The organism is Enterobacter sp. WCHEn090032, from assembly GCF_003986875.1.
Classification (GTDB): Bacteria; Pseudomonadota; Gammaproteobacteria; order Enterobacterales; family Enterobacteriaceae; genus Enterobacter; species Enterobacter sichuanensis.
Genome location: NZ_RXRN01000020.1, coordinates 15,143 through 39,547 on the forward strand (window position 1 = coordinate 15,143; position 24,405 = coordinate 39,547).

The following is a 24,405-nucleotide window of genomic DNA, read 5'->3' on the forward strand; positions in this document are numbered from 1 at the left end:
TCAGGGTATTAATTCACCTCAAGCACCCAGTGCACATAGCTCTGCCACTGGCATTCCTGCTCGATCAACTCAGCCCCAAGCGGGTGATTATCCAGCCACTTTTCCGGCAGCGTCAGGGACAATTTTTCGTCATCGGCCACCAGATTGATCGCAGGCAGCAAATCATCGCGGCGGCGGCTGGCAAACAGGATCGCCAGACGCAGCAGACGGCACAGATGCTCGGCCACGCGCGGCGGTACGGCGTTTTGCTGGTGCAAAGAAGAGAGATCAACGGCATTGGTCTGGTTCAGCAGCAGCGTTGCCAGCAGTTTTTTCTGGGCGGGGGTATAACCCGGTAAATCAAGGTTACGCACCAGATACGCAGCGTGAGCAGGAGCCTGCTTAAAATCAATGCTCAGCCCCACTTCATGGAGCGCACAGGCACTCAGCAAGAGATCGCGGCTCAGATGATCGAGATCCCATGCGTTAGTGACCTGATCGGCGAAGCGTGACGCCAGTTGCGCCACGCGACCAGCCTGGTCGATATCCACCAGAAAACGGCGCTGCACGTTGCGCAGGGTACGGCTACGAATGTCCTGATCAACCGACAGATGCAACATCCCATACACCAGACCTTCGCGCAGTGCGCCGCCGGCCAGCGTCATACAGGTGATGTTGAGCTCGGTGAAAATGGCGATCAGAATGGCCAGCCCGCTGGGGAAGACCAGCGCACGTTCAAGGGTCAGGCCTTCAATTTCCAGCTCTTCCAGTCGTCCGCACTGAATAGCGCGCTGTTTTAGCTGCTGAAGCTTGGCAAGCGTAATCCGCTCGTCCATGCCCTGTGCCATCATGATTTCCTGCAAGGCCTGCACGGTACCCGAGGCACCTACGCAGACTTTCCAGCCGTGATAGCGCAGTTCGTCCATCACCGGACGTAATACCTCGCGCGCGGCATTTTCTGCCTCGTCGAAGTTCTCTTTGCCGAGATTGCGGTCGGCAAAGTAGCGCTCAAGCCAGGTCACACAGCCCATCGACAGGCTAAACAGCGAGGTCGCCTGCGCGCCTGTACCGGTGACCAGCTCCGTGCTGGCACCGCCGATATCCACCACCAGACGGCGATCGTCGCCCCCTGTGGTATGCGCAACACCTTGATAAATCAGGCGAGCTTCTTCTTCACCGCTGATCACCTGAACCGGACAACCGAGAATTTCCTGCGCTCTGGCAATAAAATCCACGGCGTTAACCGCCAGGCGGAGTGTCGCGGTGGCGACAACGGTGATTTGGGAATGGGGGATATCCTGCAGACGCTCAGCGAAGAGCCGCAGACACTGCCAGCCACGTTCCATGGCTTCTGGTGAGAGGTAATTGTCGCTGCTCAGGCCCGCCGCGAGGCGGACCTTGCGCTTAATGCGCGTCAGCGTTTGTATGCTTCCCGCCACCTCGCGCACAACCAGCATATGAAAACTATTCGAACCGAGATCGATGGCTGCGTAAAGCGAGGTGGAGCTGAGCATATTTTCTTAACCTGAACGACGACGATTACGCGGCGCGCCACCTGAACGACGCGGACCATTGCCGGAGCGTGGGCGGGTAAGACGCTTAGGCGGCGGCAGTTCGCTTAACAGCGCTTCCGGATTGTATTTGCTCTGCGGAATAGAGTGACCGATGTAAGCCTCAATGGCGGGCAGATTCAGTGCATACTCTTCACACGCAAGGCTAATCGAGTGACCGCTTGCGCCCGCACGACCGGTACGACCGATACGGTGTACATAGTCTTCACAGTCGTCTGGCAGGTCATAGTTGAAGACGTGTGTCACGGCTGGAATGTGCAAACCACGTGCTGCCACGTCGGTTGCGACCAGAATGTCGAGATCGCCACGGGTAAACTCTTCGAGAATACGCAGGCGTTTTTTCTGCGCCACGTCGCCGGTCAACAGACCTACACGGTGACCATCAGCAGCCAGATGGCCCCAGATGTCTTCACAACGGTGTTTGGTGTTCGCGAAGATAATGGCGCGATCCGGCCACTCTTCTTCAATCAGCGTTTGCAGCAGACGCATTTTCTCTTCATTGGAAGGATAGAAGAGCTCTTCTTTAATGCGGTGACCCGTTTTCTGCTCCGGCTCCACTTCCACATATTCGGCGTTGTTCATCTGTTCGAACGCCAGTTCACGTACACGGTAAGAGAGGGTGGCAGAGAACAGCATATTCAGACGCTGGTTGGCCGGCGGCATGCGGCGGAACAGCCAGCGGATGTCTTTAATGAAGCCCAAATCGTACATGCGGTCGGCTTCATCGAGCACCACAACCTGAATGGCACCGAGGTTAATGTGGTTCTGTTTGGCGTAATCGATAAGACGGCCAGTGGTACCGATCAGGATATCCACACCGCTTTCCAGCACTTTCAGCTGCTTATCGTAACCGTCACCGCCATAGGCCAGACCCAGCTTCAGGCCGGTAGCCTGTGCCAGGGGTTCAGCGTCTGCGTGGATCTGTACCGCCAGTTCTCGCGTCGGGGCCATAATTAGCGCGCGCGGCTGGTTAACTTTGCGGTCTGCAATCGCTGGGTGAGAAAGTAAATAATGAAACGTTGACGTCAAAAACGCCATCGTTTTGCCAGTACCGGTTTGCGCCTGCCCTGCAACATCGCGACCGGCCAGCGTCAGCGGCAGGGCGAGGGCCTGAATGGGCGTGCAGTTATGAAAGCCTTTGTTTTCAAGGGCTTCAATCACTTTTGGGTGCAGGGCGAAGTCGGAAAACTTCTGTTCTGTTAAATGTGTTTTGCTCATAGTGTGGTAGAATATCAGCTTACTATTGCTTTACGAAAGCGTATCCGGTGAAATAAAGTCAACCTTTAGTTGGTTAATGCGACATCAACACGTCGTTGGTGGAGACAAAACCAACGTACCAGGCTTATTCCTGTGGAGTTATATATGAGCGATAAAATTATTCACCTGACAGACGACAGTTTTGACACGGACGTACTTAAGGCTGACGGGCTGATCCTCGTCGATTTCTGGGCTGAATGGTGTGGTCCTTGCAAAATGATCGCCCCGATTCTGGATGAGATCGCCGACGAATATCAGGGCAAACTGACCGTTGCCAAGCTGAACATCGACCAGAACCCGGGTACCGCACCAAAATACGGTATCCGTGGTATCCCGACCCTGCTGCTGTTCAAAAACGGCGAAGTGGCGGCGACCAAAGTGGGCGCGCTGTCCAAAGGTCAACTGAAAGAGTTCCTGGACGCTAACCTGGCGTAAGGTTTCTCCGCTGTGCGTCCAGAGCATCTTGCTAAATGATGTGGAACTCTGGACGCCCGGCAGAAGTCGTGCTAAGTTAGCTATGACTTCGTTTTAAACATATCTTGTTGTTTGAATCTTGTTTTACCCGATACTTCCCGTTGTTGACATAAACAGTGCGTGAAGTGGCTAAATTCCGGGCTTGTCACTCAATCCGTCTTGTCGTTTCAGTTCTGCGTTCTTTCCCTGTGACCAGACAGCGAACAGACATGAGTTGATGGCCGCTAAACAGGCATGGATGACCCTGCCATACCATTCACAACATTAAGTTCGAGAATCACCCCGAGTTTAAGAACCCACACCATTATGAATCTTACCGAATTAAAGAATACGCCGGTTTCTGAGCTGATCACTCTCGGCGAAAATATGGGACTGGAAAACCAGGCTCGTATGCGCAAGCAGGACATCATTTTCGCCATCCTGAAGCAGCACGCTAAGAGTGGCGAAGATATCTTTGGCGACGGTGTGCTGGAGATATTGCAAGACGGATTTGGTTTCCTCCGCTCTGCAGACAGCTCCTACCTCGCCGGCCCTGACGACATCTACGTATCCCCCAGCCAAATCCGCCGTTTCAACCTCCGCACTGGTGACACCATTTCAGGTAAGATTCGTCCTCCTAAAGAGGGTGAACGCTACTTTGCGCTGTTGAAAGTCAACGAAGTTAACTTCGACAAACCAGAAAACTCGCGTAATAAGATCCTCTTTGAGAACTTAACGCCGCTGCACGCGAACTCTCGCCTGCGTATGGAGCGTGGTAACGGTTCTACCGAAGACTTAACCGCACGTGTTCTGGATCTGGCCTCACCAATCGGTCGTGGGCAGCGTGGTCTGATTGTGGCACCGCCAAAAGCGGGTAAAACCATGCTGCTGCAGAACATCGCGCAGAGCATTGCTTACAACCACCCTGACTGTGTGCTGATGGTGCTGCTGATTGACGAACGTCCGGAAGAAGTTACCGAGATGCAGCGTCTGGTTAAAGGTGAAGTTGTGGCTTCGACCTTTGACGAACCGGCCTCTCGCCACGTTCAGGTGGCTGAGATGGTGATCGAGAAGGCGAAACGCCTGGTTGAGCACAAGAAAGACGTGATCATCCTGCTCGACTCCATTACGCGTCTGGCACGTGCCTACAACACCGTGGTCCCGGCTTCCGGTAAAGTACTGACCGGTGGTGTGGATGCTAACGCCCTGCATCGTCCAAAACGCTTCTTCGGTGCAGCACGTAACGTGGAAGAGGGCGGCAGCCTGACGATCATCGCGACAGCGCTGATCGATACCGGCTCCAAAATGGACGAAGTGATTTACGAAGAGTTTAAAGGGACAGGCAACATGGAACTGCACCTTTCTCGTAAAATTGCAGAAAAACGCGTCTTCCCGGCAATCGACTACAACCGTTCCGGTACCCGTAAAGAAGAGCTGCTCACCACCCAGGAAGAGCTGCAGAAAATGTGGATCCTGCGCAAAATCATCCATCCAATGGGTGAAATTGACGCGATGGAGTTCCTCATTAACAAACTGGCGATGACCAAAACCAACGACGATTTCTTCGACATGATGAAACGCTCGTAACGCAAATAAAGCCAGTGAACGCCACGTTTTTACGTGGCGTTTTTCTTTTATGGACTATACGCTAGTACCACCTACTCCCAATTTTGACCGGTCGGTGCGACAATAGGACCGTTTATACAGTCAAAGAAATAATTGATTGAAAAATATACAAAGGGAGTTGTGAGAAGCCACCTTTATTACTTCTGAGGCGGTGGCTTCATGGTTATACTTCCGGGACTAACATTTGTTGAGAGCAATCCATTGTGAATCTACTCACCGTTGTGACTGAGCTAATCAGTATATTTTTATTCACAACCTGTTTTTTGTTCATCGCGCGTAAGGTGGCAAAAAGAATAGGGTTGGTGGACAAACCTAATTTTCGTAAACGTCATCAGGGACTTATTCCTCTTGTTGGAGGGATCTCTGTTTACGCAGGTATCTGTTTCACGTTTGGTATTGCGGATTATTATATTCCACACGCAGCCCTCTATATTGCCTGTGCGGGCGTCCTGGTCCTCGTCGGGGCGCTTGATGACCGGTTCGATATCGCGGTGAAAATACGCGCCACCGTCCAGGCGGCGATTGGCGTGGTGATGATGGTCGTGGGTGGGCTGTACCTGAGAAGCCTCGGTTATGTGTTTGGCCCCTGGGAGTTAGTCCTGGGTCCATTTGGTTTCTTCCTGACGCTCTTTGCCGTCTGGGCAGCCATCAATGCCTTCAACATGGTCGACGGCATTGACGGCCTGCTCGGGGGATTGTCTTCTGTTTCGTTCGCCGCCATCGGCATTATTTTGTGGTTTGATGGCCAGTACAGCCTGGCAATGTGGTGTTTTGCCATGATTGCCGCCATCCTGCCTTATATTCTCCTGAACCTCGGTGCGCTCGGGCGTCGCTATAAAGTCTTTATGGGTGATGCGGGCAGTACATTGATTGGTTTCACCGTGATCTGGATTTTGCTCGAAACGACGCAGGGCAAAACTCACCCGATCAGTCCGGTCACGGCATTGTGGATCATTGCTATTCCATTAATGGATATGGTGGCGATTATGTATCGCCGTCTGCGTAAAGGGATGAGTCCTTTCTCGCCTGACCGTCAGCATATTCACCATCTCATCATGCGCGCAGGTTTTACTTCTCGTCAGGCGTTTGTGCTGATCACCCTGGCCGCTGCTATTCTGGCCGCCATTGGCGTCGCGGCTGAATATGCCCACTTTATTCCTGAATGGGTAATGTTGGTATTATTCTTGCTAGCATTTTTCCTGTACGGCTACTGTATTAAGCGCGCATGGAAAGTGGCGCGATTCATTAAACGTCTGAAACGCAGGATGCGTCGTAACAATGACAAAAACCCAACATTAACTAAGTAAAACCGGGACTATGATGACTCAACCGTTGGCGGGAGCGAAATCAGTGGTAACTGAGAATGAACTGGATATTCGTGGTTTGTTTCGCGTGTTATGGGCAGGCAAACTTTGGATTGCGGGGATCGCACTGGGGTTCGCACTGTTAGCCCTGGCCTACACTTTCTTTGCAAAACAGGAGTGGAGCGCCACGGCAATCACAGACCGACCTACGGTTAACATGCTCGGTGGGTTTTATTCTCAGCAGCAGTTCCTGCGTAACCTGGATATCAAGGCCAATCTGGCGACACCTGACCAGGCTTCTGTTATGGATGAAGCCTATAAAGAGTTTGTGATGCAGCTGGCCTCCTGGGACACGCGTCGCGACTTCTGGTCCCAGACGGATTATTACAAGCAGCGTATGGTGGGTAACAGCAAGGCGGATGCCGCGCTGTTAGATGACCTGATTAACAATATCCAGTTTATGCCGGGCGATGCGCTGCGTAACGTGAATGACAGCGTCAAGCTGATTGCAGAAACCGCGCCGGATGCCAACAACCTGTTGCGCCAGTACGTTGCGTTTGCCAGCCAGCGTGCTGCCAGTCATCTCAATGAAGAGCTGAAAGGCGCCTGGGCGGCCCGCACCATCCAGATGAAGGCGCAGGTAAAACGTCAGGAAGAGGTGGCGAAAGCCATTTTCGCTCGCCGCGTACACAATATTGAGCAGGCGCTGAAAATTGCGGAACAGCACAATATTTCCCGCAGCGAAACGGATGTACCGGCTGATGAACTCCCGGATTCTGAAATGTTCCTTCTTGGCCGCCCCATGCTGCAGGCACGTCTGGAAAATCTTCAGGCCGTTGGCCCCGATTTTGACCTCGACTACGATCAAAACCGCGCCATGCTCACTACCCTGAATGTCGGTCCGACGCTGGACCCGCGTTTTCAGACCTATCGTTATTTGAGAACGCCTGAAGAACCTGTAAAACGCGATAGTCCGCGTCGTGCATTCCTGATGATTATGTGGGGGATTGTCGGCGCACTGACGGGCGCTGGCGTGGCGTTAACGCGTCGTCGCACAAACTAAGAACGCCGTCTACGATGAAGGCTATGTATGGCCTTCATCGCTTAATCGAAGAGAATCGATGTGAAAGTACTTACCGTATTTGGCACCAGGCCGGAGGCCATTAAGATGGCACCTCTGGTTCATGCGCTGGCCAGCGATCCTGATATTGAAGCGAAAGTGTGTGTCACTGCCCAACACCGTGAGATGCTCGATCAGGTTTTAACGCTCTTTTCTATCGTCCCGGATTACGATCTTAATATTATGAAACCGGGTCAAGGGCTGACGGAGATAACCTGTCGCATCCTGCAAGAGCTCAAGCCGATCCTGGAGTCATTCAAGCCCGACGTGGTACTGGTTCACGGCGACACCACCACCACCGTGGCGACAAGCCTGGCGGCGTTTTACCAGCGTATTCCCGTAGGACATGTTGAGGCGGGACTGCGCACCGGCAATCTCTACTCGCCGTGGCCGGAAGAAGCTAACCGCACGCTCACCGGACATCTGGCGATGTACCACTTTGCGCCCACGGAAAATTCCCGTCAGAACCTGCTGCGTGAAAATATCGCTGATAACAAAATCTTTGTGACCGGTAATACGGTCATTGATGCGTTAATTTGGGTACGTGACCGCGTGCTGGCGAACCGCGAACTGCAGGAAGACCTTGCTGCCCGTTATCCCTTCCTGCACAACGGCAAAAAAACCATCCTGGTTACCGGCCATCGCCGCGAAAGTTTTGGTCGGGGCTTTGAGCAGATCTGTCATGCGCTGGCTGAAATTGCTGCGCAGAACGAAGATGTGCAGATCGTTTATCCGGTCCATCTCAACCCTAACGTCAGCGAGCCGGTTAACCGCATTCTGGGCCATGTCGACAATGTACTTCTGATGGAACCGCAGGACTACATGCCGTTTGTCTGGCTGATGAACCATGCCTGGCTGATCCTCACCGATTCCGGTGGGATCCAGGAAGAAGCGCCTTCCCTCGGTAAACCGGTGCTGGTGATGCGTGAAACCACCGAACGCCCGGAGGCCGTTAAAGCGGGAACCGTGCGCCTGGTCGGAACCAGCACGCAGTTGATTGTCGAAGAGGTCACGCGCCTGCTGCACGACGAGGAAGCGTATCAGGCAATGAGCCGGGCCCATAACCCATATGGCGACGGGCAGGCTTGTGGTCGTATTTTGCATGCACTTAAACACAATCGGGTATCGCTATGAGTTTTACTACCATCTCTGTCATTGGTCTTGGCTACATTGGCTTGCCCACCGCGGCGGCGTTTGCCTCTCGTCAAAAACAGGTTGTCGGTGTGGATATCAACACACGCGCGGTGGAAACCATTAACCGTGGCGAAATTCATATTGTGGAGCCCGATCTCGACCGCGTGGTCAAGGAGGCGGTTGACGGGGGATTCCTGCGCGCCAGTACCACGCCGGTTGAAGCGGATGCGTACCTGATTGCCGTTCCTACGCCATTTAAAGGCGACCATGAACCCGATATGGTCTATGTCGAAGCGGCGGCGAAATCTATCGCGCCCGTGCTGAAGAAAGGGGCGCTGGTGATCCTTGAGTCGACGTCGCCGGTTGGCGCGACCGAGCAGATGGCGCAGTGGCTGGCCGACGCGCGTCCTGATTTAAGCTTCCCGCAACAGGCGGGAGAGCAGGCGGATATCAATATCGCCTACTGTCCGGAACGCGTGCTGCCGGGCCAGGTGATGGTTGAACTGATTAAAAACGACCGCGTGATTGGCGGTATGACGCCGGTGTGCTCTGAACGTGCCAGCGCGCTATACAAGATTTTCCTTGAAGGCGAATGCGTGGTGACCAACTCACGCACTGCTGAAATGTGCAAGCTGACGGAAAACAGCTTCCGTGACGTTAACATCGCCTTCGCGAATGAACTGTCACTGATCTGCGCCGATCAGGGGATTAACGTCTGGGAGTTGATTCGCCTGGCGAATCGCCATCCGCGTGTCAATATTCTCCAGCCAGGCCCGGGCGTGGGTGGACACTGCATCGCCGTCGACCCGTGGTTTATCGTGGCGCAGAATCCGGCGCAGGCTCGTTTGATCCGCACCGCGCGTGAAGTGAACGACAGCAAACCGCACTGGGTACTCAACCAGGTTAAAACGACGGTAGCGGATTGTCTGGCAGAGAGCGGCAAGCGCGCCAGCGAGCTGAAAATCGCCTGCTTTGGTCTGGCATTTAAGCCCAACATTGACGACCTGCGCGAAAGCCCGGCAATGGAAATTGCTGAAATGATTGCCGAATGGCACAAAGGCGAAACGCTGGTGGTCGAGCCAAATATTCATGAACTGCCGGCAAAACTGGCGGGGCACTGCACGCTGACAGCGCTCGATAATGCCCTGGCGACGGCGGATGTGCTGGTACTGCTGGTGGATCACAACGAGTTTAAAGCGATCTCCGGCGATGCCGTTCATCAGCAGTATGTGGTTGATACCAAGGGTGTCTGGCGTTGAGCAGCCTGAATGGGGTACTCGAGCCTCTGCAATGGGAGAGTGCCTTTTTCGGTCTGCCGTCGGCCATCGTGCGTCTGCGCGATGATGCGCCGGCTCTGACGGAATCGGCATTTACCGCCTGGCAACGGGTACAGGCTAAGATCCCGGCGGACCGTACTGATCTGCTTGATGCGCTCCAGCAGCTCGGCTTTAAGCTGGTTGAAGGTGAGGCCGATCTCTCCATTACCCTTACCCGGTACGATGCGCCCGGTGCGGAAATGGCAACCGAACAGGATATTCCCGTGTTGCGTCAGATGGCGGCCCAGGCGTTTGCGCAGAGCCGCTTTCGCACGCCCTGGTACGCACCTGGCGATAGCGGACGGTTCTACGCCCAGTGGGTGGAGAATGCGGTAAAAGGCACGTTTGACCATGTCTGCCTGGTTTTTCGGGCAGGGGACAGTCAGATCCAGGGATTTGTCTCGCTGCGTAAGCTCAACGAGCGCGAGGCGCGGATTGGCTTATTAGCCGGGCGTGGGATGGGTGAGAAACTCATGCAGGCGGCGCTGCACTGGGCGCAGGAGCAAAAGCTTGTGACGCTGCGGGTGGCGACCCAGGTGGGCAATACCGCCGCGCTTAAACGATATATTGCGAGTGGTGCCAACATCGACGCCACCGCCTACTGGTTATACAGGTGACAAGATGATTCCATTTAACGCACCACCCGTCGTGGGCACCGAACTCGACTACATGCAGTCTGCCATGGGCAGCGGCAAACTCTGCGGTGATGGTGGGTTTACCCGTCGCTGCCAGCAGTGGATGGAGCAGCGTTTTCACAGTGCCAAAGTGTTGCTGACCCCGTCCTGTACAGCATCACTGGAAATGGCGGCCCTGTTGCTGGATATCCAGCCTGGCGATGAAGTCATTATGCCAAGCTATACCTTCGTCTCCACGGCGAACGCGTTTGTCCTGCGCGGGGCGAAAATCGTCTTTGTGGATATCCGTCCGGATACCATGAACATTGATGAAACGCTCATTGAAGCGGCGATCACCGACAAAACGCGCGCGATCGTGCCGGTCCACTATGCGGGCGTAGCCTGCGAAATGGACACCATCATGGCGATTGCCAACAAACATAACCTGTTTGTGGTGGAAGACGCTGCTCAGGGGGTGATGTCCACCTACAAGGGACGCGCGCTGGGCACGATCGGCCATATTGGCTGCTTTAGCTTCCACGAAACCAAAAACTACACCGCTGGCGGTGAGGGCGGCGCGACGCTGATAAACGATCGCGCGCTGGTCGAGCGCGCGGAAGTGATCCGCGAAAAAGGGACCAACCGCAGCCAGTTCTTCCGCGGACAGGTAGACAAATACACCTGGCGCGATATCGGCTCAAGTTATCTGATGGCGGATCTGCAGGCGGCATACCTGTGGGCGCAGCTGGAAGCCGCGGAGCGTATCAACCTTCAGCGTCTGTCCCTGTGGCAAACCTATTACGACGCGCTGGAGCCTCTGGCGAAAGCCGGGCGCATTGAACTCCCGACCATTCCGGCTGATTGTGTCCACAATGCGCACATGTTCTACATCAAGCTGCGCGATAACGACGATCGCAGCCAGCTCATCGCCTGGCTGAAAGAGGCTGAAATTATGGCGGTGTTCCACTACATTCCGCTGCACTCCAGCCCCGCGGGCGAAGCGTTCGGCACATTTGCGGGTGAAGACCGTTACACGACCAAAGAAAGTGAGCGTTTGCTTCGCCTGCCATTGTTCTACAACCTCGCGCCAGTTAACCAGCGTACGGTGATTAATACTCTTCTGAGCTATTTCGGCTGATATGTCTCTGGCAAAAGCATCGGTGTGGACCGCCGCGTCCACACTTGTAAAAATTGGCGCCGGACTGCTGGTCGTCAAGCTGTTGGCTGTCTCATTTGGCCCATCAGGTGTCGGGATGGCGGGTAACTTCCGCCAGCTCGTTACCGTCCTTGGGGTGCTGGCCGGTGCCGGAATCTTCAACGGCGTGACCAAATACGTTGCGCAGTATCATGATGATGCGGCACAGCTGCGCCGGGTGGTGGGCACCGCTTCGGCGATGGTCACGGGTTTTTCGACCCTGATGGCGATTGTCTTTCTGCTGGCGGCGGCCCCCATCAGCCAGGGATTGTTCGGTCACACCCACTATCAGGGACTGGTGCGTCTGGTTGCGTTGGTGCAGATGGGTATTGCCTGGGCTAACCTGCTGCTGGCGCTGATGAAAGGTTTTCGTGATGCTGCCGGGAACGCCCTTGCGTTAATCCTGGGAAGCGTCATTGGTGTTATTGCCTACTACTTCTGCTATCGCCTCGGTGGCTATGAAGGTGCCCTGCTCGGGCTGGCGCTGGTACCGGCCCTCGTGGTTGTGCCTGCCGCGTTTATGCTGATGCGTCGGGGCGTCATCCCTCTGCGCTACCTGAAACCGCAATGGGACAAGCTGCTTGCCAGCCAACTGGGTAAATTTACCCTGATGGCGCTCATCACCTCCGTCACGCTGCCCGTGGCCTATGTGATGATGCGAAACCTGCTGGCGGCGCATTATAGCTGGGAGGAGGTCGGGATTTGGCAGGGCGTGAGCAGCATTTCTGACGCCTACCTCCAGTTTATTACGGCTTCCTTTAGCGTTTATTTGCTGCCAACCTTATCGCGTCTGACGTCCAGACAGGATATCACCCGTGAGATTTTCCGATCGCTGCGCTTTGTCTTGCCGGCGGTTGCGGCTGCCAGCTTCACTGTCTGGTTATTGCGCGATGTCGCTATCTGGCTGCTCTTCTCGGCGAAGTTCACCGCCATGCGCGATCTCTTTGCCTGGCAGCTGGTGGGTGATGTACTGAAAGTAGGGGCTTACGTTTTCGGCTACCTGGTGATTGCGAAGGCCTCACTGCGGCTGTATATCCTGGCGGAAATGAGCCAGTTTGTGTTACTGACGTCGTTCTCGCACTGGTTGATACCCGCGCACGGCGCGCTGGGGGCGGCTCAGGCCTATATGGCAACGTATATCGTTTATTTCGCTGCCTGTTGCGGCGTATTTTTATTGTGGCGTAAACGCGCATGACTGCACTGATTCACATCCTGGGATCGGATATCCCACACCATAACCAGACCGTTTTGCGGTTTTTCAACGACGAGCTGGCATCGGGTAATCCCGATGCGCGTGAGTTTATGGTTGCAGGTCAGGATAAGGGCCTGAGCGCAGCATTTCCGGCGCTGAACATGAGCTTCTGGCCGGATAAGGCCACGCTGGCAAAGGCGGTGATTGCCAAAGCCAAAGCGGATCGTGAGCAACGATTCTTCTTCCACGGGCAGTTTAATACCGGCCTGTGGCTGGGGCTTCTCAGCGGGGGGATTAAACCTTCCCAGTGCAGCTGGCATATCTGGGGGGCCGATCTCTACGAAGTCTCCCGCGGCTGGAAATTCCGTCTGTTCTATCCCCTGCGCCGCATGGCCCAGGGGCGGGTGGGCTGCGTTTTTGCTACCCGTGGCGATCTCAACTATTTTGCGAAACAGCATCCGAATGTGCGTGGTGAGCTGCTCTATTTCCCGACCCGCATGGATCCGGCGTTGAACGCCATGGCAAATGACACGGTGCGAGAAGGCAAGCTGACGATCCTGGTGGGGAATTCCGGCGATCGCAGTAACGAACATGTTGCGGCGCTCAGGGCGGTGCATCAGCAGTTTGGCGACACGGTGAAGGTGGTGGTGCCGATGGGCTATCCCGCCAATAACGACGCCTACATTGATGAGGTTCGCCAGCAGGGACTCGCGTTATTCAGCGCGGAGAATTTGCATATTCTGCGGCATAAGCTGGAATTTGAGGAGTATCTCGCGCTGCTGAGAAAATGCGACCTCGGGTATTTCATCTTTGCCCGTCAGCAGGGCATTGGCACGCTGTGTCTGCTTATTCAGGCGGGGATCCCGTGCGTGCTCAACCGCGACAACCCGTTCTGGCAGGACATGGCCGAACAGCATCTTCCGGTCCTGTTTACCACGGATGTGCTTAATGAAGAGGTTGTTCGGGAAGCACAGCGACAGCTGGCGCTGGTGGATAAAAACGCCATCGACTTCTTTAGCCCGAATTACCTCACGCCGTGGCACCGTGCACTGCGTATCGCTGCAGGAGACAAAGCATGAGCCAGTTGCAATTCAGCGGTTTGCTGGTCGTTTGGCTGTTGAGCATCCTGTTTATCGGTACGCTCACCTGGTTCGAATTCCGCCGCGTGCGTTTCAACTTTAACGTGTTCTTCTCGTTATTGTTTCTGCTGACGTTCTTTTTCGGTTTCCCGCTCACCAGCATTCTGGTCTTCCGCTTTGACGTGAGCGTCGCGCCGCCGGAAATTTTGCTCCAGGCGCTTCTGGCAGCGACCTGCTTCTATGCGGTCTACTACGTTACCTATAAAACGCGTCTGCGTTCCGCGCAGGCCGCCACGCCGCGCCGGGCGCTATTTACCATGAACCGTGTGGAGACACACCTGACGTGGGTGATGCTGATGACCATTGCCCTGGTCAGTGTCGGTATCTTCTTCATGCATAACGGCTTCCTGCTGTTTAAGCTTCACTCCTACAGCCAGATTTTTTCTGCCGAAGTATCGGGCGTGGCGCTTAAGCGTTTCTTCTACTTCTTCATCCCGGCGATGCTGGTGATCTTTTTCCTGCGTCAGGACAGCAAAGCGTGGCTGTTCTTCCTGGTCAGTACCGTCGCGTTTGGCATCCTGACCTATATGATTGTGGGCGGCACGCGCGCCAATATCATTATCGCTTTCGCCATCTTCCTGTTTATTGGCATCATCCGCGGCTGGATCTCGCTGTGGATGCTGGTTGCCGCCGGGGTGTTTGGCATTGTGGGGATGTTCTGGCTGGCGCTGAAGCGGTACGGAATGAACGTGGCGGGTGATGAGGCGTTTTATACGTTCCTCTACCTTACGCGGGATACGTTCTCGCCATGGGAAAACCTGGCATTACTGCTGCAAAACTACGACAAGATTGATTTCCAGGGGCTGGCGCCGATTGTTCGCGACTTCTACGTCTTTATCCCTTCCTGGCTATGGCCGGACCGCCCGGGCGTGGTGCTGAATACGGCGAACTACTTTACGTGGGAAGTGCTGAACAACCACTCCGGTCTGGCAATCTCGCCAACGCTGCTCGGTTCCCTGGTGGTGATGGGGGGAGCCTGGTTCATTCTTCCCGGGGCGGTTGCCGTGGGGCTGATTATTAAGTGGTTCGACTGGCTTTATCTGCGTGGCAATGAAGAGACCAACCGCTATAAAGCGGCCATTTTGCACAGTTTCTGCTTCGGTGCCATTTTCAATATGATCGTTCTGGCGCGCGAAGGGCTGGATTCGTTTGTTTCGCGCGTGGTGTTCTTCATGGTTGTTTTCGGCGTCTGCCTGTTACTGGCCAAGCTGTTGTACTGGCTGTTTGATAATGCAGGGCTTGTGCACAGGCGCGAGCGTCAGGGCAGCACAACGCTGTCACAAGTCTGAGTAAGGATAGTAATGACTGATAACATTTCTGCACCGCGCTATGCGCTACGGGGTCTGCAGCTGATTGGCTGGCGCGACATGCAGCATGCGCTGGACTTTCTCTTCGCCGACGGCCAGATGAAATCCGGAACGCTGGTCGCCATCAATGCGGAAAAGATGCTGGCGGTAGAAGATAACGCTGAGGTCAAAAGCCTGATTGAAGCGGCGGAGTTTAAGTACGCGGACGGTATCAGCGTGGTTCGCTCCATCCGTAAAAAGTATCCTGACGCTAATGTTTCTCGCGTGGCGGGAGCCGATCTCTGGGAGCAGCTCATGGCACGCGCCGGCGCGCAGGGCACGCCCGTGTTCCTGATTGGCGGGAAGCCGGAGGTTCTGGCTCAGACTGAGGAGAAACTGCGTCGTCAATGGAATGTGAATATTGTCGGCAGTCAGGATGGTTACTTCAAACCTGAAGCACTGCAAGCTCTGTTTGAGCGCGTTCGTGACAGCGGGGCGAAAATTGTCACCGTGGCGATGGGCTCCCCGCGCCAGGAGATCCTGATGCGCGACTGCCGTCTGGTCTGCCCGGATGCCCTTTATATGGGGGTCGGTGGCACGTATGACGTCTTTACCGGCCACGTTAAGCGTGCGCCTAAGGTTTGGCAAAATCTCGGGCTGGAGTGGCTGTACCGCCTGTTATCGCAACCGACGCGTATTAAACGACAGATCCGACTGCTTCGCTACCTGGCCTGGCATCACACCGGGAAAATGTAATCAAAATGTAGCGCGATATGCTATTCGCGCTGCAACTCGCCTGCAAAACTGCTGATAATCTGTGCAATGCATTCATTTTTTTAATGCATCGTTTGCCATTTGGCACATTTTAAGAAACCATTCGCTCCGTATTTTAGTCCCCCTAAAAAACAATACCCGGTCTTAAGCCGGGAAACAGCAAACACAATCGAGGATCTATGGCTGAGAAAAAACCGGAGCTACAGCGTGGGCTGGAAGCTCGTCATATTGAACTGATAGCGCTGGGTGGCACTATCGGCGTGGGCCTGTTTATGGGCTCTGCAAGCACCCTAAAATGGGCTGGCCCTTCCGTCTTACTGGCGTACATTATCGCCGGGCTGTTTGTTTTCTTCATTATGCGTTCCATGGGCGAAATGCTCTTCCTGGAACCGGTAACCGGCTCTTTTGCCGTTTATGCGCACCGGTATATGAGCCCGTTCTTTGGCTACCTGACGGCCTGGTCGTACTGGTTTATGTGGATGGCGGTGGGCATTTCAGAGATCACCGCGATAGGGGTCTACGTTCAGTTCTGGTTCCCGGACATGGCCCAGTGGATACCCGCGCTCATTGCCGTGGGGCTGGTGGCGCTGGCAAACCTGGCCGCCGTACGTCTTTACGGCGAGATTGAGTTCTGGTTTGCGATGATTAAAGTCACCACCATTATCGTGATGATTGTCGTCGGACTGGGCGTGATTTTCTTCGGCTTTGGCAACGGCGGACACGCGATTGGCTTTGGCAATCTGACCGAAAACGGCGGCTTCTTCGCTGGCGGCTGGAAAGGCTTCCTGACGGCGCTGTGTATCGTTGTGGCTTCGTATCAGGGCGTGGAGCTCATCGGGATCACCGCCGGTGAAGCGAAAAACCCACAGGTCACGCTGCGTAGTGCGGTGGGCAAAGTACTGTGGCGTATCCTGATTTTTTATGTGGGCGCGATCTTCGTTATCGTGACCATCTTCCCATGGAACGAAATTGGCACGACGGGGAGTCCGTTTGTTTTAACCTTCGCCAAAATTGGTATCACGGCGGCGGCGGGTATCATTAACTTTGTGGTCCTGACGGCAGCGTTGTCAGGCTGTAACAGCGGGATGTATAGCTGTGGGCGTATGCTCTATGCGCTCTCGAAGAATAACCAGCTGCCTGCCGCAATGAGCAAAGTCTCACGTGCTGGCGTGCCGGTTGCGGGTGTGGCGGTATCCATTGCGATCCTGCTGATTGGCTCTTGCCTGAATTACATCATCCCGAATCCGCAGCGCGTGTTCGTTTACGTCTACAGTGCCAGCGTACTGCCGGGCATGGTGCCGTGGTTTGTTATTCTCATCAGCCAGCTGCGTTTCCGTCATGCGCATAAAAAGGCGATTGCAAGCCATCCGTTCCGCTCAATTCTGTTCCCGTATGCGAACTATTTGACGATGGCATTCCTGATTTGCGTATTAATCGGAATGTACTTTAATGAAGATACCCGCATGTCGCTGTTTGTCGGGGTGATCTTCCTGGCGGCAGTGACGGCTGCCTATAAGCTTTTTGGCCTGGGTCGCCGTGCCACCACGCAGAAAGTGGAGGAATAAGCGGCAAAATGTGCAAACCATAACCAAACGCGCATTTTTTTCAAAAAAGCACTAGACAGCGGGGACGGAGGTACGTAATATCCAGCCCCGCAACGGCGCTAAGCGCCCGTAGCTCAGCTGGATAGAGCGCTGCCCTCCGGAGGCAGAGGTCTCAGGTTCGAATCCTGTCGGGCGCGCCATTTTAGTCCCGGCGCTAGAGCTGCGGTGGTCTGAGAAGTAGTCAGTACCGCGTGAAAGAATACAGTGGTGGCTATAGCTCAGTTGGTAGAGCCCTGGATTGTGATTCCAGTTGTCGTGGGTTCGAATCCCATTAGCCACCCCATTATTGAAAGAGTTGTGAATTGCGAAGGTGGCGGAATTGGTAGACGCGCTAGCTTCAGGTGTTAGTGTCCTTAGGATGTGGGGGTTCGAGTCCCCCCCCTCGCACCACGACTTTTTAAATGAATTGAACTAAAAATTCAAAAAGCAGTACATCGGCGAGTAGCGCAGCTTGGTAGCGCAACTGGTTTGGGACCAGTGGGTCGGAGGTTCGAATCCTCTCTCGCCGACCAATTTTGAACCCCGCTTCGGCGGGGTTTTTTGTTTTCTGCCACTTTTCTTCCCTGTAGTGATTCCCCGACAGCACTCCATCTTATTGTCGCGATTCAGCGACATGTAAGTTATTGAAAATAAAGTGTTTTACAGAATGTGTGTTTTGCTGTCTCCTCCTGGCGACATATTTCTGTATTGAACGATACGTTGTCGGGCTTAAGACGACGCTCAACAGCATAATTTCCTTTTATCTTAAAATGTTGCGCCATGTAAAACTTCCTGGTGTCATGTTGGCACGTTACATGCAATAATATGAGTGTAGATGCTCATTCCATCTCTTATGTTCGCCTTAGTGCCTCATAAACTCAGGAATGACGCAGAGCCATTTACGGTGCTTATCGTCCACTGACAGATGTCGCTTCGGCCTCATCAAACACCATGGACACAACGTTGAGTGAAGCACCAAATATGTTGTCTTACAGACCTGTTTTAACGCCTGCTTTTATAGCAGGCGTTTTTTTATGCCTTATTCCCGATACCGGCGCATGATCAGGGCCACCAACAGCAGGGCGGCTGACGAGACCATATAAAGCGTCTGCACTGAGCCAAACCCAACTGCCACCATTGCGGCAATGCCGGTGAAAAGAGAGGCGCTGAGCGTTTGCCATCGCCAGGCTTTACCGCTGGCTGAAGCGGTTTGTGCAAAATGAAAACTACTGAGAATGCCGAACGTGCCAGCCGCGAAGAGAACATTCGAGGCCAGATGTGCAATAAAGATCATCCCCAGCGCATATGCCATTCGCCCGGACAACAACGGCAGTATTCCATAAGCGGCCAAAAAGATGCCGAGACAAACGATGAGTCGCGGTGTGTGAACCACAAAGCGGGTAAGACTCTCTTTTTTTAACAGCAGGGGGCCGCAAAGTTGCCCCATGCTCCTCGCGAAAAGCAGAGGCAGGGCAAGGCCCGCCGCATCCTGAGGGTGGAGTTGCTGCGCCAGTGCCGGAAGAAGCGCCATGGCCGGTGAGCCGACGGCTGCCAGCGCCGGCAGAATGAGCAGGCTGCGTTTTTGTCGAACGGTCAATGTCCCCCAGCGTAACGCCACCGGTACCTCCTTTTTGCCGGAGATCGGCAGCGCTGGCGCAGATAACCGGCGTCCAGCCAGCCACAGCAAAAACAGGGACCCGACAAAGCTGGCGGCATCAATCGCCAGCAAGGTAAACACGGATGTCTTCTGGAACAACACTACGCCGAGTCCGGTGCCTAACAACACCTGCGAGGCAAAAATCACATTTTCCAGACAGGTTGCCGCAGGCAGTTCCGCTTCACTAAGGCCGCGCTTAAAAAGCAACGTCAACGCGGGCCAGCTCATCCCGCTGAGCAGCGCTTCGGTGGACTGCACGGCGAGTAGCGCGGCAATGCTGTGATAACCCACGCCAAGCAAGGGAAAGAGCAGGGCGAGCAAGCCCAGTGCTTCGGTCAGTATCAGCAGGGACAGGGGAGAATAGCGTGAGCACAGTTTTTCGCCGATCGCGCTGCCGATGAATCCCGGTACCGTAGCGAAAAGAAAAGCGAGTGTGAGCAGGGCGGGCGGGGCCGACCACGCTAACAGTAAACCAAAGACCACCACCTGGGTTAACCCATTCCCCAGCGAAGAAAAAATAAAGGCACAGGCAAGCAGGCGCAGCCAGCGATGGCAGCGTAGCGCTTCAATAAGCGCATACATAAGCGAGTTCATGACGATTTCCTTTCAAAAACGATTTAATCCACGCTGCAGAAAATGCGCGTGTGTGAAAAAAAGTTAATGAAAAGACATCGTTACATTGGCGGGTTCGTTTGCGGATTAGGGTGTAAAGAATGTAGCAGGAGAAAGGCGATAAAAAAAGGAGGCCGTCTGGCCTCCTTTTTATTTATTGCTGGCTGCCGTTATTTCGCAGCGTCAGCAATAATCCATCGCGGCGCATCGCTGCCGCCTCTTCCGGCTTATGCTGCTTGTCGAGCGTATCGGCAAGCCACGCATAGTCGAACGCATCCGGACGCTGTTTCAGCGCCGCGCGGAACGCAAGGCTTGCCTCCTGCCATTCGCCGTGCTTCATCAACGACTGACCGAGCGTACTCCACAGCAGCGGGCGATCGCCGACGGTTTTAATCTGCTGACGCAGCACTTTCTCGACTTGCTCAGGATTGTTGGTTTTCAGGCGCGGGATCACCATCACCAGACGATCGTCGTACTGACGCTTCAGACCGTCGAGGAGGATCTCCTGGGCGGTGTCATGATCGTCACATTCAATCAGATGTTCCGCCATTGCCACCTGCAGTGGAACCTGCTGGCGCGTTTTACGGCTCTGGTTCTTCCACCACGTTTTCAGACCGTCGCTGCCGAGATCGGCGCGCGCCTGGTCCATCAGGCCAATCCACGCCAGACGCTGAAGCTCATCACGGTGCTCATCATCACCAACATCGGCCTTCGCCATCGACGGAATGATGTCCAGCAGCGAGCCCCACGCACCGGTACGGATATAGGCCTGCTCGGCAAGACGCAGCACTTCCGGATGACGTGGCGCGACTTCCAGCAGGCGGTCGATACCGTGGCGTGCCGCGTGGTTCTCATTGCGTGCCAGCTGCAGACGTACGCGCGTAATTTCCACCGGAATCGGGTCGCCATGCGCCAGCTCAGCCGCCCGTTCCAGGTGCTGATTGGCGCGGGCTTCATCACCGCGCTGCTGCGCCGCTTCGGCAGCAAGCAGGTAGTTCACCACCGGCTGCTCGGCATGGTCGGCGTTTTTCGACATCAGCTTTTCAACCTGCTGATAGTCACCTTCTGCGAGCTTAAGCAGCGCCTGTTCGGTCTGCTTACGGGCGCGGCGGCGCTTACGGCCAACGAACCAGCCGCGCGTATGGGCACCGGTGCGGAAAAGACGGCGCAGGACCCATTCGAGCGCAAACAGCACCACTACGCCGAGGATCAGGATGATCGTCAGGCCCGTTACGCTGGTTTCGATGTTGTAGTTATCGGTCTGGATCAGGACGTAGCCCTGATGGCCGGCAAGCATCGGCCCCAGCACGATCCCGGCGATCAGCAGGACGAAGAGTAAGAGGACTTTTAGCATCATTACTCTCCTTGCGGCGCGCTTTCAGGCGCCGGTGCGGAAGCAGGAGCGGGTGCTGCTCCGCCCGTCTGCTCTGCCGGTACGCCCGGCTGCGCCAGAAGATTGCGTACGCGCGTCTGCATCAGTTTTTCCAGAATCGGCTGGCTGGCCAGCTTATCCGGCACGTTCATGGTGATGTTCTGCTGGCTCAGTTTATCAATGTCTTCAAGGAAGGCGGTGGTCGTCGCATCATCGGTGTTGTAGTAAGCGCGTACCCACGTTGAGACGTTATCCAGCGCCTGTTTGTAAGTCTCTTCCTGATGACGCGGCACGGCCTGAGCGGCCACCAGCAGTCGGGAACGAATATTTTCGCGCAGATAGACATCCTGGTTCGGCGCCAGCAGCGGGACCGCGGTTTCGTCGCGGCGGCGAATCGTGATAAAGCTGTCCATAAAGTTCTGCCAGCTTTTTTGCAGGTTCACGCGCCATTCGCTCAGGGAGCTGGAAAGCTCGGTCCCGTCGGAATCCATCGGGGAGTCGTCGTCGTTGTTATCCGCCAGCTGCAGGTTATCAATCTGATTCGAAAGCTGATTCACTTTAAGGATAATGCCGTCATAATCCACCTGCGAGACGGCAGAGAGGCTGGCGATGTCTTCGGTGATCGCGCGACGTGCGGTGATAAGGCTTGGATCGTTCATGTCTGCCAGGCTTGCATCGGCGCTTTTCAGCAGCGCAGCGGCAGTGGTGACGTCCTGATCGCTCCAGAGCTTACGTCCGGCGAGCTTCACCAGGAAGTCAGCCTGCGAGAGCAACCAGGTTTTGGCATCGGTACCGGAGATCGTGGCGACCTTCTGCTGCACTTCGCCCAGCTGTTTGGTCAGTTCTTCCTGTTTGCTGTTCGCTTCGGCAAGCGCGGCGGCCTGCTGTTTAATCACCGATTCCAGTTCAGTTTTCTGCGTCTCCTGCGCTTTTTGCAGGGCGCTGAGCTGATTCACCAGCGCATCGCTGGTAGAGGTCTGGTTAGCGCTCTGTTGTTTTACCAGACCGTACAGACCCACCCCGGCTGCCAGCGCAATAGCGATGGCAATCGCGCTCAGCGTGAGGCTCGTTTTGTTGCTGCCGTTTTTCTTCTCAGCGGTTTTCTCAGTCGTCTCTGGCTGTGGCGTTGTCTCCACAGTCTCCCTGGTCTCTTCAACCACGGCGGAGGATTTATCGTGTTCCGTCATTATGGCTTCCCATTTGAGAGTTATTGTAATGCGCGCAGCAGCGCATCGTTGTCGGCGTTATCAGCGATCCGAATATCATGCCAGCCCAGCTCCCGGGCCTGGTTCGCCAGACGCTCACTGACGACCAGAAGCCGACAGTGGAGTAACCAGTTTTCACGATACCATTGCGGCACAAGTGACCAGAGCTGCTGCAGCATTTCACCGCTGGTCACGACCAGGGTATTAATGCCGCGCGTATGCCAGCGCATCGCCTCTTGTGCACCGTCATAATGTTTTGCACAACGCTGGTAGCATTCGCAGAACGTCACGTTAGCCCCGCGCTCCCGCAGCGTTTCACCAATCAGTTCGCGTCCGCCGTTACCGCGTAAAATCAGCGCACGTTTTCCGACAATAGTTTGTAATTCAGGTAATTGTAGCAAGACTTCACTGATTTCCCGATCTAACGGGTAACGAACGTCCGCGCCGCTTACGGTATGCAGCGCCAGTGCTGTTGTGCGGCCAATCGCGAAATAGCGGGGGGCAGTTGGCCAGGGCAGACCCTGCTGTTGCAGCTGCGCGTGGGCAAATTCCACGGCATGTTGCGATAACGCAAACAGCAGGTCACCGTCCTGAAGGGTATTCATCTGGTCGGCGAGCGCAGAGAGCTCCCGACCCGGGGAGAATTCAATCAGCGGAAAACTCCAGGCCACCCGCCCCAGTGCGCGCAGACGGCTCACTAATTGCTCTCCTGCGGGAGAAGGGCGGGTGACAAGAATACTCATGCAGGGGGTTCTCCATTATAAACGTCAGCCAGGATTTCGCGGGCGCCGTTATCCAGTAACTCTTCTGCCAGCGAGACGCCAAGCTGTTCGGCATCCTGCGCGTAACCACGACGTTCACCGCGCACCATCTGCGAACCGTCCGGAGCGCCGACCAGCGCGCGCAGCCACAGTTCACCATTCGTCAATTCAGCATAGCTGCCAATCGGCACCTGGCACCCCCCTTCGAGGCGGGTATTCATCGCACGCTCGGCTTTTACGCGGATAGCGGTCTCGTCATGGTTCAGCGGGGCAAGGAGCTCGCGGGTACGCGCATCGTCCAGACGGCACTCAATGCCGACGGCACCCTGGCCAACGGCCGGCAGCGACAGTTCTGGCGGCAGTGCCATGCGAATGCGTTCTTCCAGCCCCAGACGCTTCAGCCCGGCAACGGCGAGAATAATGGCATCGTAATCACCGTTATCCAGTTTGCCCAGACGCGTGCCGACGTTACCGCGCAGCGAGCGAATGATCAGATCGGGACGACGCGCCGCCAGCTGACACTGGCGACGTAAACTGGACGTGCCAACCACGCTTCCCTCAGGCAGCGCATCGAGCGAGTCGTAGCGGTTAGAGACAAACGCATCACGCGGATCTTCGCGCTCGCAGATGGTCACCAGCCCCAGCCCTTCCGGGAACTCGACGGGCACGTCTTTCATCGAATGTACGGCGATATCGGCGCGGTTCTCAAGCAATGCCAGTTCCAGTTCTTTGACAAACAGGCCCTTGCCGCCCACTTTCGCCAGTGGCGTATCCAGGATCACATCACCGCGCGTGACCATCGGCACCAGCTCGACGCGCAATCCACTGTGGCAGGCTTCAAGGCGCTGCTTAACATAATGTGCCTGCCAGAGCGCGAGAGGGCTTTGGCGTGTGGCAATTCTCAAAACATTGTCTAACATGCTTGTTACCGTCATTATCAATCGCCAACCATCCTAACATTGTTGACTCTGGGATGGCAGTTTTACGGTTGATGAAGAGTGAGAGGGACAAGGCGGCGTATTCGTCAGCCACAGCCGTATTAAGGAATTTACACGTACAGAACGGTGCTACACTTTGTATGTAGCGCAACTTTCTTTACGGTCAATCGGCAAGGTGTTAAATTGATCACGTTTTAGACCATTTTTTCGTCGGTACCAGCATAATGATAAGGCGAAAAAGGGTAACGGTTATCTTTTTGAAATACTGCGGGGCCCGCTGTTATTCGTATTTTGAATAGCATGCGATACCCGGAAAC

Annotated in this window: 20 protein-coding genes and 4 tRNA genes; 17 read left to right on the forward strand and 7 right to left on the reverse strand. The window is 55.1% G+C overall.

Annotated features, from left to right (window positions below; translation table 11 throughout):
• Window positions 1-8: 8 nt before the first annotated feature.
• Together gppA and rhlB are read right to left on the reverse strand one after the other, a co-directional pair.
• Window positions 9-1,493, reverse strand: a complete 1,485-nt coding sequence (gppA, locus tag EKN83_RS16475; protein ID WP_045285571.1) for a guanosine-5'-triphosphate,3'-diphosphate diphosphatase — start codon at window positions 1,491-1,493, stop codon at window positions 9-11.
• 6 nt (window positions 1,494-1,499) lie between these two features.
• Window positions 1,500-2,768: an ATP-dependent RNA helicase RhlB gene (rhlB, locus tag EKN83_RS16480; protein ID WP_025757583.1), complete on the reverse strand. Its 1,269-nt coding sequence runs from the start codon at window positions 2,766-2,768 to the stop codon at window positions 1,500-1,502.
• Window positions 2,769-2,912: 144 nt separating this feature from the next.
• On the opposite strand from rhlB, the gene trxA reads away from it, so the two are divergent.
• From trxA to EKN83_RS16565, 17 genes are all read left to right on the forward strand, one after another.
• Complete coding sequence (trxA, locus tag EKN83_RS16485; protein ID WP_006179218.1) at window positions 2,913-3,242, forward strand: thioredoxin TrxA; 330 nt, start codon at window positions 2,913-2,915, stop codon at window positions 3,240-3,242.
• Window positions 3,243-3,587: 345 nt separating this feature from the next.
• Window positions 3,588-4,847 (forward strand): transcription termination factor Rho, encoded by a 1,260-nt coding sequence (rho, locus tag EKN83_RS16490; protein WP_008501566.1) that lies wholly within the window; start codon window positions 3,588-3,590, stop codon window positions 4,845-4,847.
• Window positions 4,848-5,089: 242 nt separating this feature from the next.
• A complete protein-coding gene (wecA, locus tag EKN83_RS16495) occupies window positions 5,090-6,193 on the forward strand; it encodes a UDP-N-acetylglucosamine--undecaprenyl-phosphate N-acetylglucosaminephosphotransferase (RefSeq protein ID WP_047959702.1) in 1,104 nt (367 codons plus the stop codon).
• Between the two features lie 13 nt (window positions 6,194-6,206).
• A complete protein-coding gene (gene wzzE, locus EKN83_RS16500) occupies window positions 6,207-7,253 on the forward strand; it encodes an ECA polysaccharide chain length modulation protein (protein ID WP_025757579.1) in 1,047 nt (348 codons plus the stop codon).
• Between the two features lie 60 nt (window positions 7,254-7,313).
• Complete coding sequence (gene wecB, locus EKN83_RS16505) at window positions 7,314-8,444, forward strand: non-hydrolyzing UDP-N-acetylglucosamine 2-epimerase (protein ID WP_025757578.1); 1,131 nt, start codon at window positions 7,314-7,316, stop codon at window positions 8,442-8,444.
• A complete protein-coding gene (gene wecC, locus EKN83_RS16510) occupies window positions 8,441-9,703 on the forward strand; it encodes a UDP-N-acetyl-D-mannosamine dehydrogenase (RefSeq protein ID WP_025757577.1) in 1,263 nt (420 codons plus the stop codon). Before wecB ends, wecC begins: the two co-directional genes overlap by 4 nt.
• Entirely contained in the window at window positions 9,700-10,377 is a 678-nt protein-coding gene (gene rffC / locus EKN83_RS16515) for a dTDP-4-amino-4,6-dideoxy-D-galactose acyltransferase (protein ID WP_126801295.1), read from the forward strand. Before wecC ends, rffC begins: the two co-directional genes overlap by 4 nt.
• A 4-nt stretch (window positions 10,378-10,381) precedes the next feature.
• The gene (gene rffA / locus EKN83_RS16520; protein WP_025757575.1) at window positions 10,382-11,512 is read left to right on the forward strand and encodes a dTDP-4-amino-4,6-dideoxygalactose transaminase; all 1,131 of its coding nucleotides are present in this window, start codon (window positions 10,382-10,384) and stop codon (window positions 11,510-11,512) included.
• Window position 11,513: 1 nt separating this feature from the next.
• The gene (gene wzxE, locus EKN83_RS16525; RefSeq protein ID WP_045285574.1) at window positions 11,514-12,764 is read left to right on the forward strand and encodes a lipid III flippase WzxE; all 1,251 of its coding nucleotides are present in this window, start codon (window positions 11,514-11,516) and stop codon (window positions 12,762-12,764) included.
• Window positions 12,761-13,840 carry a TDP-N-acetylfucosamine:lipid II N-acetylfucosaminyltransferase gene (locus EKN83_RS16530; protein ID WP_045285575.1) on the forward strand — a complete coding sequence of 360 codons (1,080 nt, stop codon included), beginning with the start codon at window positions 12,761-12,763 and terminating at the stop codon, window positions 13,838-13,840. Before wzxE ends, EKN83_RS16530 begins: the two co-directional genes overlap by 4 nt.
• The gene (gene wzyE / locus EKN83_RS16535; RefSeq protein WP_025757569.1) at window positions 13,837-15,189 is read left to right on the forward strand and encodes an ECA oligosaccharide polymerase; all 1,353 of its coding nucleotides are present in this window, start codon (window positions 13,837-13,839) and stop codon (window positions 15,187-15,189) included. The genes EKN83_RS16530 and wzyE overlap by 4 nt, the downstream gene beginning before the upstream one ends.
• A 12-nt stretch (window positions 15,190-15,201) precedes the next feature.
• Window positions 15,202-15,942: a lipopolysaccharide N-acetylmannosaminouronosyltransferase gene (gene wecG / locus EKN83_RS16540; protein WP_126801296.1), complete on the forward strand. Its 741-nt coding sequence runs from the start codon at window positions 15,202-15,204 to the stop codon at window positions 15,940-15,942.
• A 197-nt stretch (window positions 15,943-16,139) separates the two neighbouring features.
• On the forward strand, window positions 16,140-17,525 hold the full coding sequence (thrP, locus tag EKN83_RS16545) for a bifunctional threonine/serine APC transporter ThrP (protein ID WP_025757567.1): 1,386 nt from the start codon (window positions 16,140-16,142) through the stop codon (window positions 17,523-17,525).
• A 102-nt stretch (window positions 17,526-17,627) separates the two neighbouring features.
• A tRNA-Arg gene (locus EKN83_RS16550) sits at window positions 17,628-17,704 on the forward strand.
• Window positions 17,705-17,771: 67 nt separating this feature from the next.
• Window positions 17,772-17,847 (forward strand) — tRNA-His (locus tag EKN83_RS16555).
• A 21-nt stretch (window positions 17,848-17,868) separates the two neighbouring features.
• Window positions 17,869-17,954 (forward strand) — tRNA-Leu (locus EKN83_RS16560).
• Window positions 17,955-17,999: 45 nt separating this feature from the next.
• A tRNA-Pro gene (locus EKN83_RS16565) sits at window positions 18,000-18,076 on the forward strand.
• A 506-nt stretch (window positions 18,077-18,582) separates the two neighbouring features.
• On the opposite strand, the gene EKN83_RS16570 is transcribed toward EKN83_RS16565, so the two are convergent.
• From EKN83_RS16570 to hemC, 5 genes are all read right to left on the reverse strand, one after another.
• Complete coding sequence (locus EKN83_RS16570) at window positions 18,583-19,794, reverse strand: MFS transporter (protein ID WP_126801297.1); 1,212 nt, start codon at window positions 19,792-19,794, stop codon at window positions 18,583-18,585.
• Between the two features lie 172 nt (window positions 19,795-19,966).
• The gene (gene hemY, locus EKN83_RS16575; protein ID WP_045285577.1) at window positions 19,967-21,166 is read right to left on the reverse strand and encodes a protoheme IX biogenesis protein HemY; all 1,200 of its coding nucleotides are present in this window, start codon (window positions 21,164-21,166) and stop codon (window positions 19,967-19,969) included.
• Between the two features lie 2 nt (window positions 21,167-21,168).
• Complete coding sequence (gene hemX, locus EKN83_RS16580; RefSeq protein WP_025757560.1) at window positions 21,169-22,371, reverse strand: uroporphyrinogen-III C-methyltransferase; 1,203 nt, start codon at window positions 22,369-22,371, stop codon at window positions 21,169-21,171.
• A 20-nt stretch (window positions 22,372-22,391) separates the two neighbouring features.
• On the reverse strand, window positions 22,392-23,132 hold the full coding sequence (gene hemD, locus EKN83_RS16585; protein WP_126801298.1) for a uroporphyrinogen-III synthase: 741 nt from the start codon (window positions 23,130-23,132) through the stop codon (window positions 22,392-22,394).
• On the reverse strand, window positions 23,129-24,070 hold the full coding sequence (gene hemC, locus EKN83_RS16590; protein WP_148110460.1) for a hydroxymethylbilane synthase: 942 nt from the start codon (window positions 24,068-24,070) through the stop codon (window positions 23,129-23,131). The genes hemD and hemC overlap by 4 nt, the downstream gene beginning before the upstream one ends.
• Window positions 24,071-24,405 lie beyond the last annotated feature (335 nt).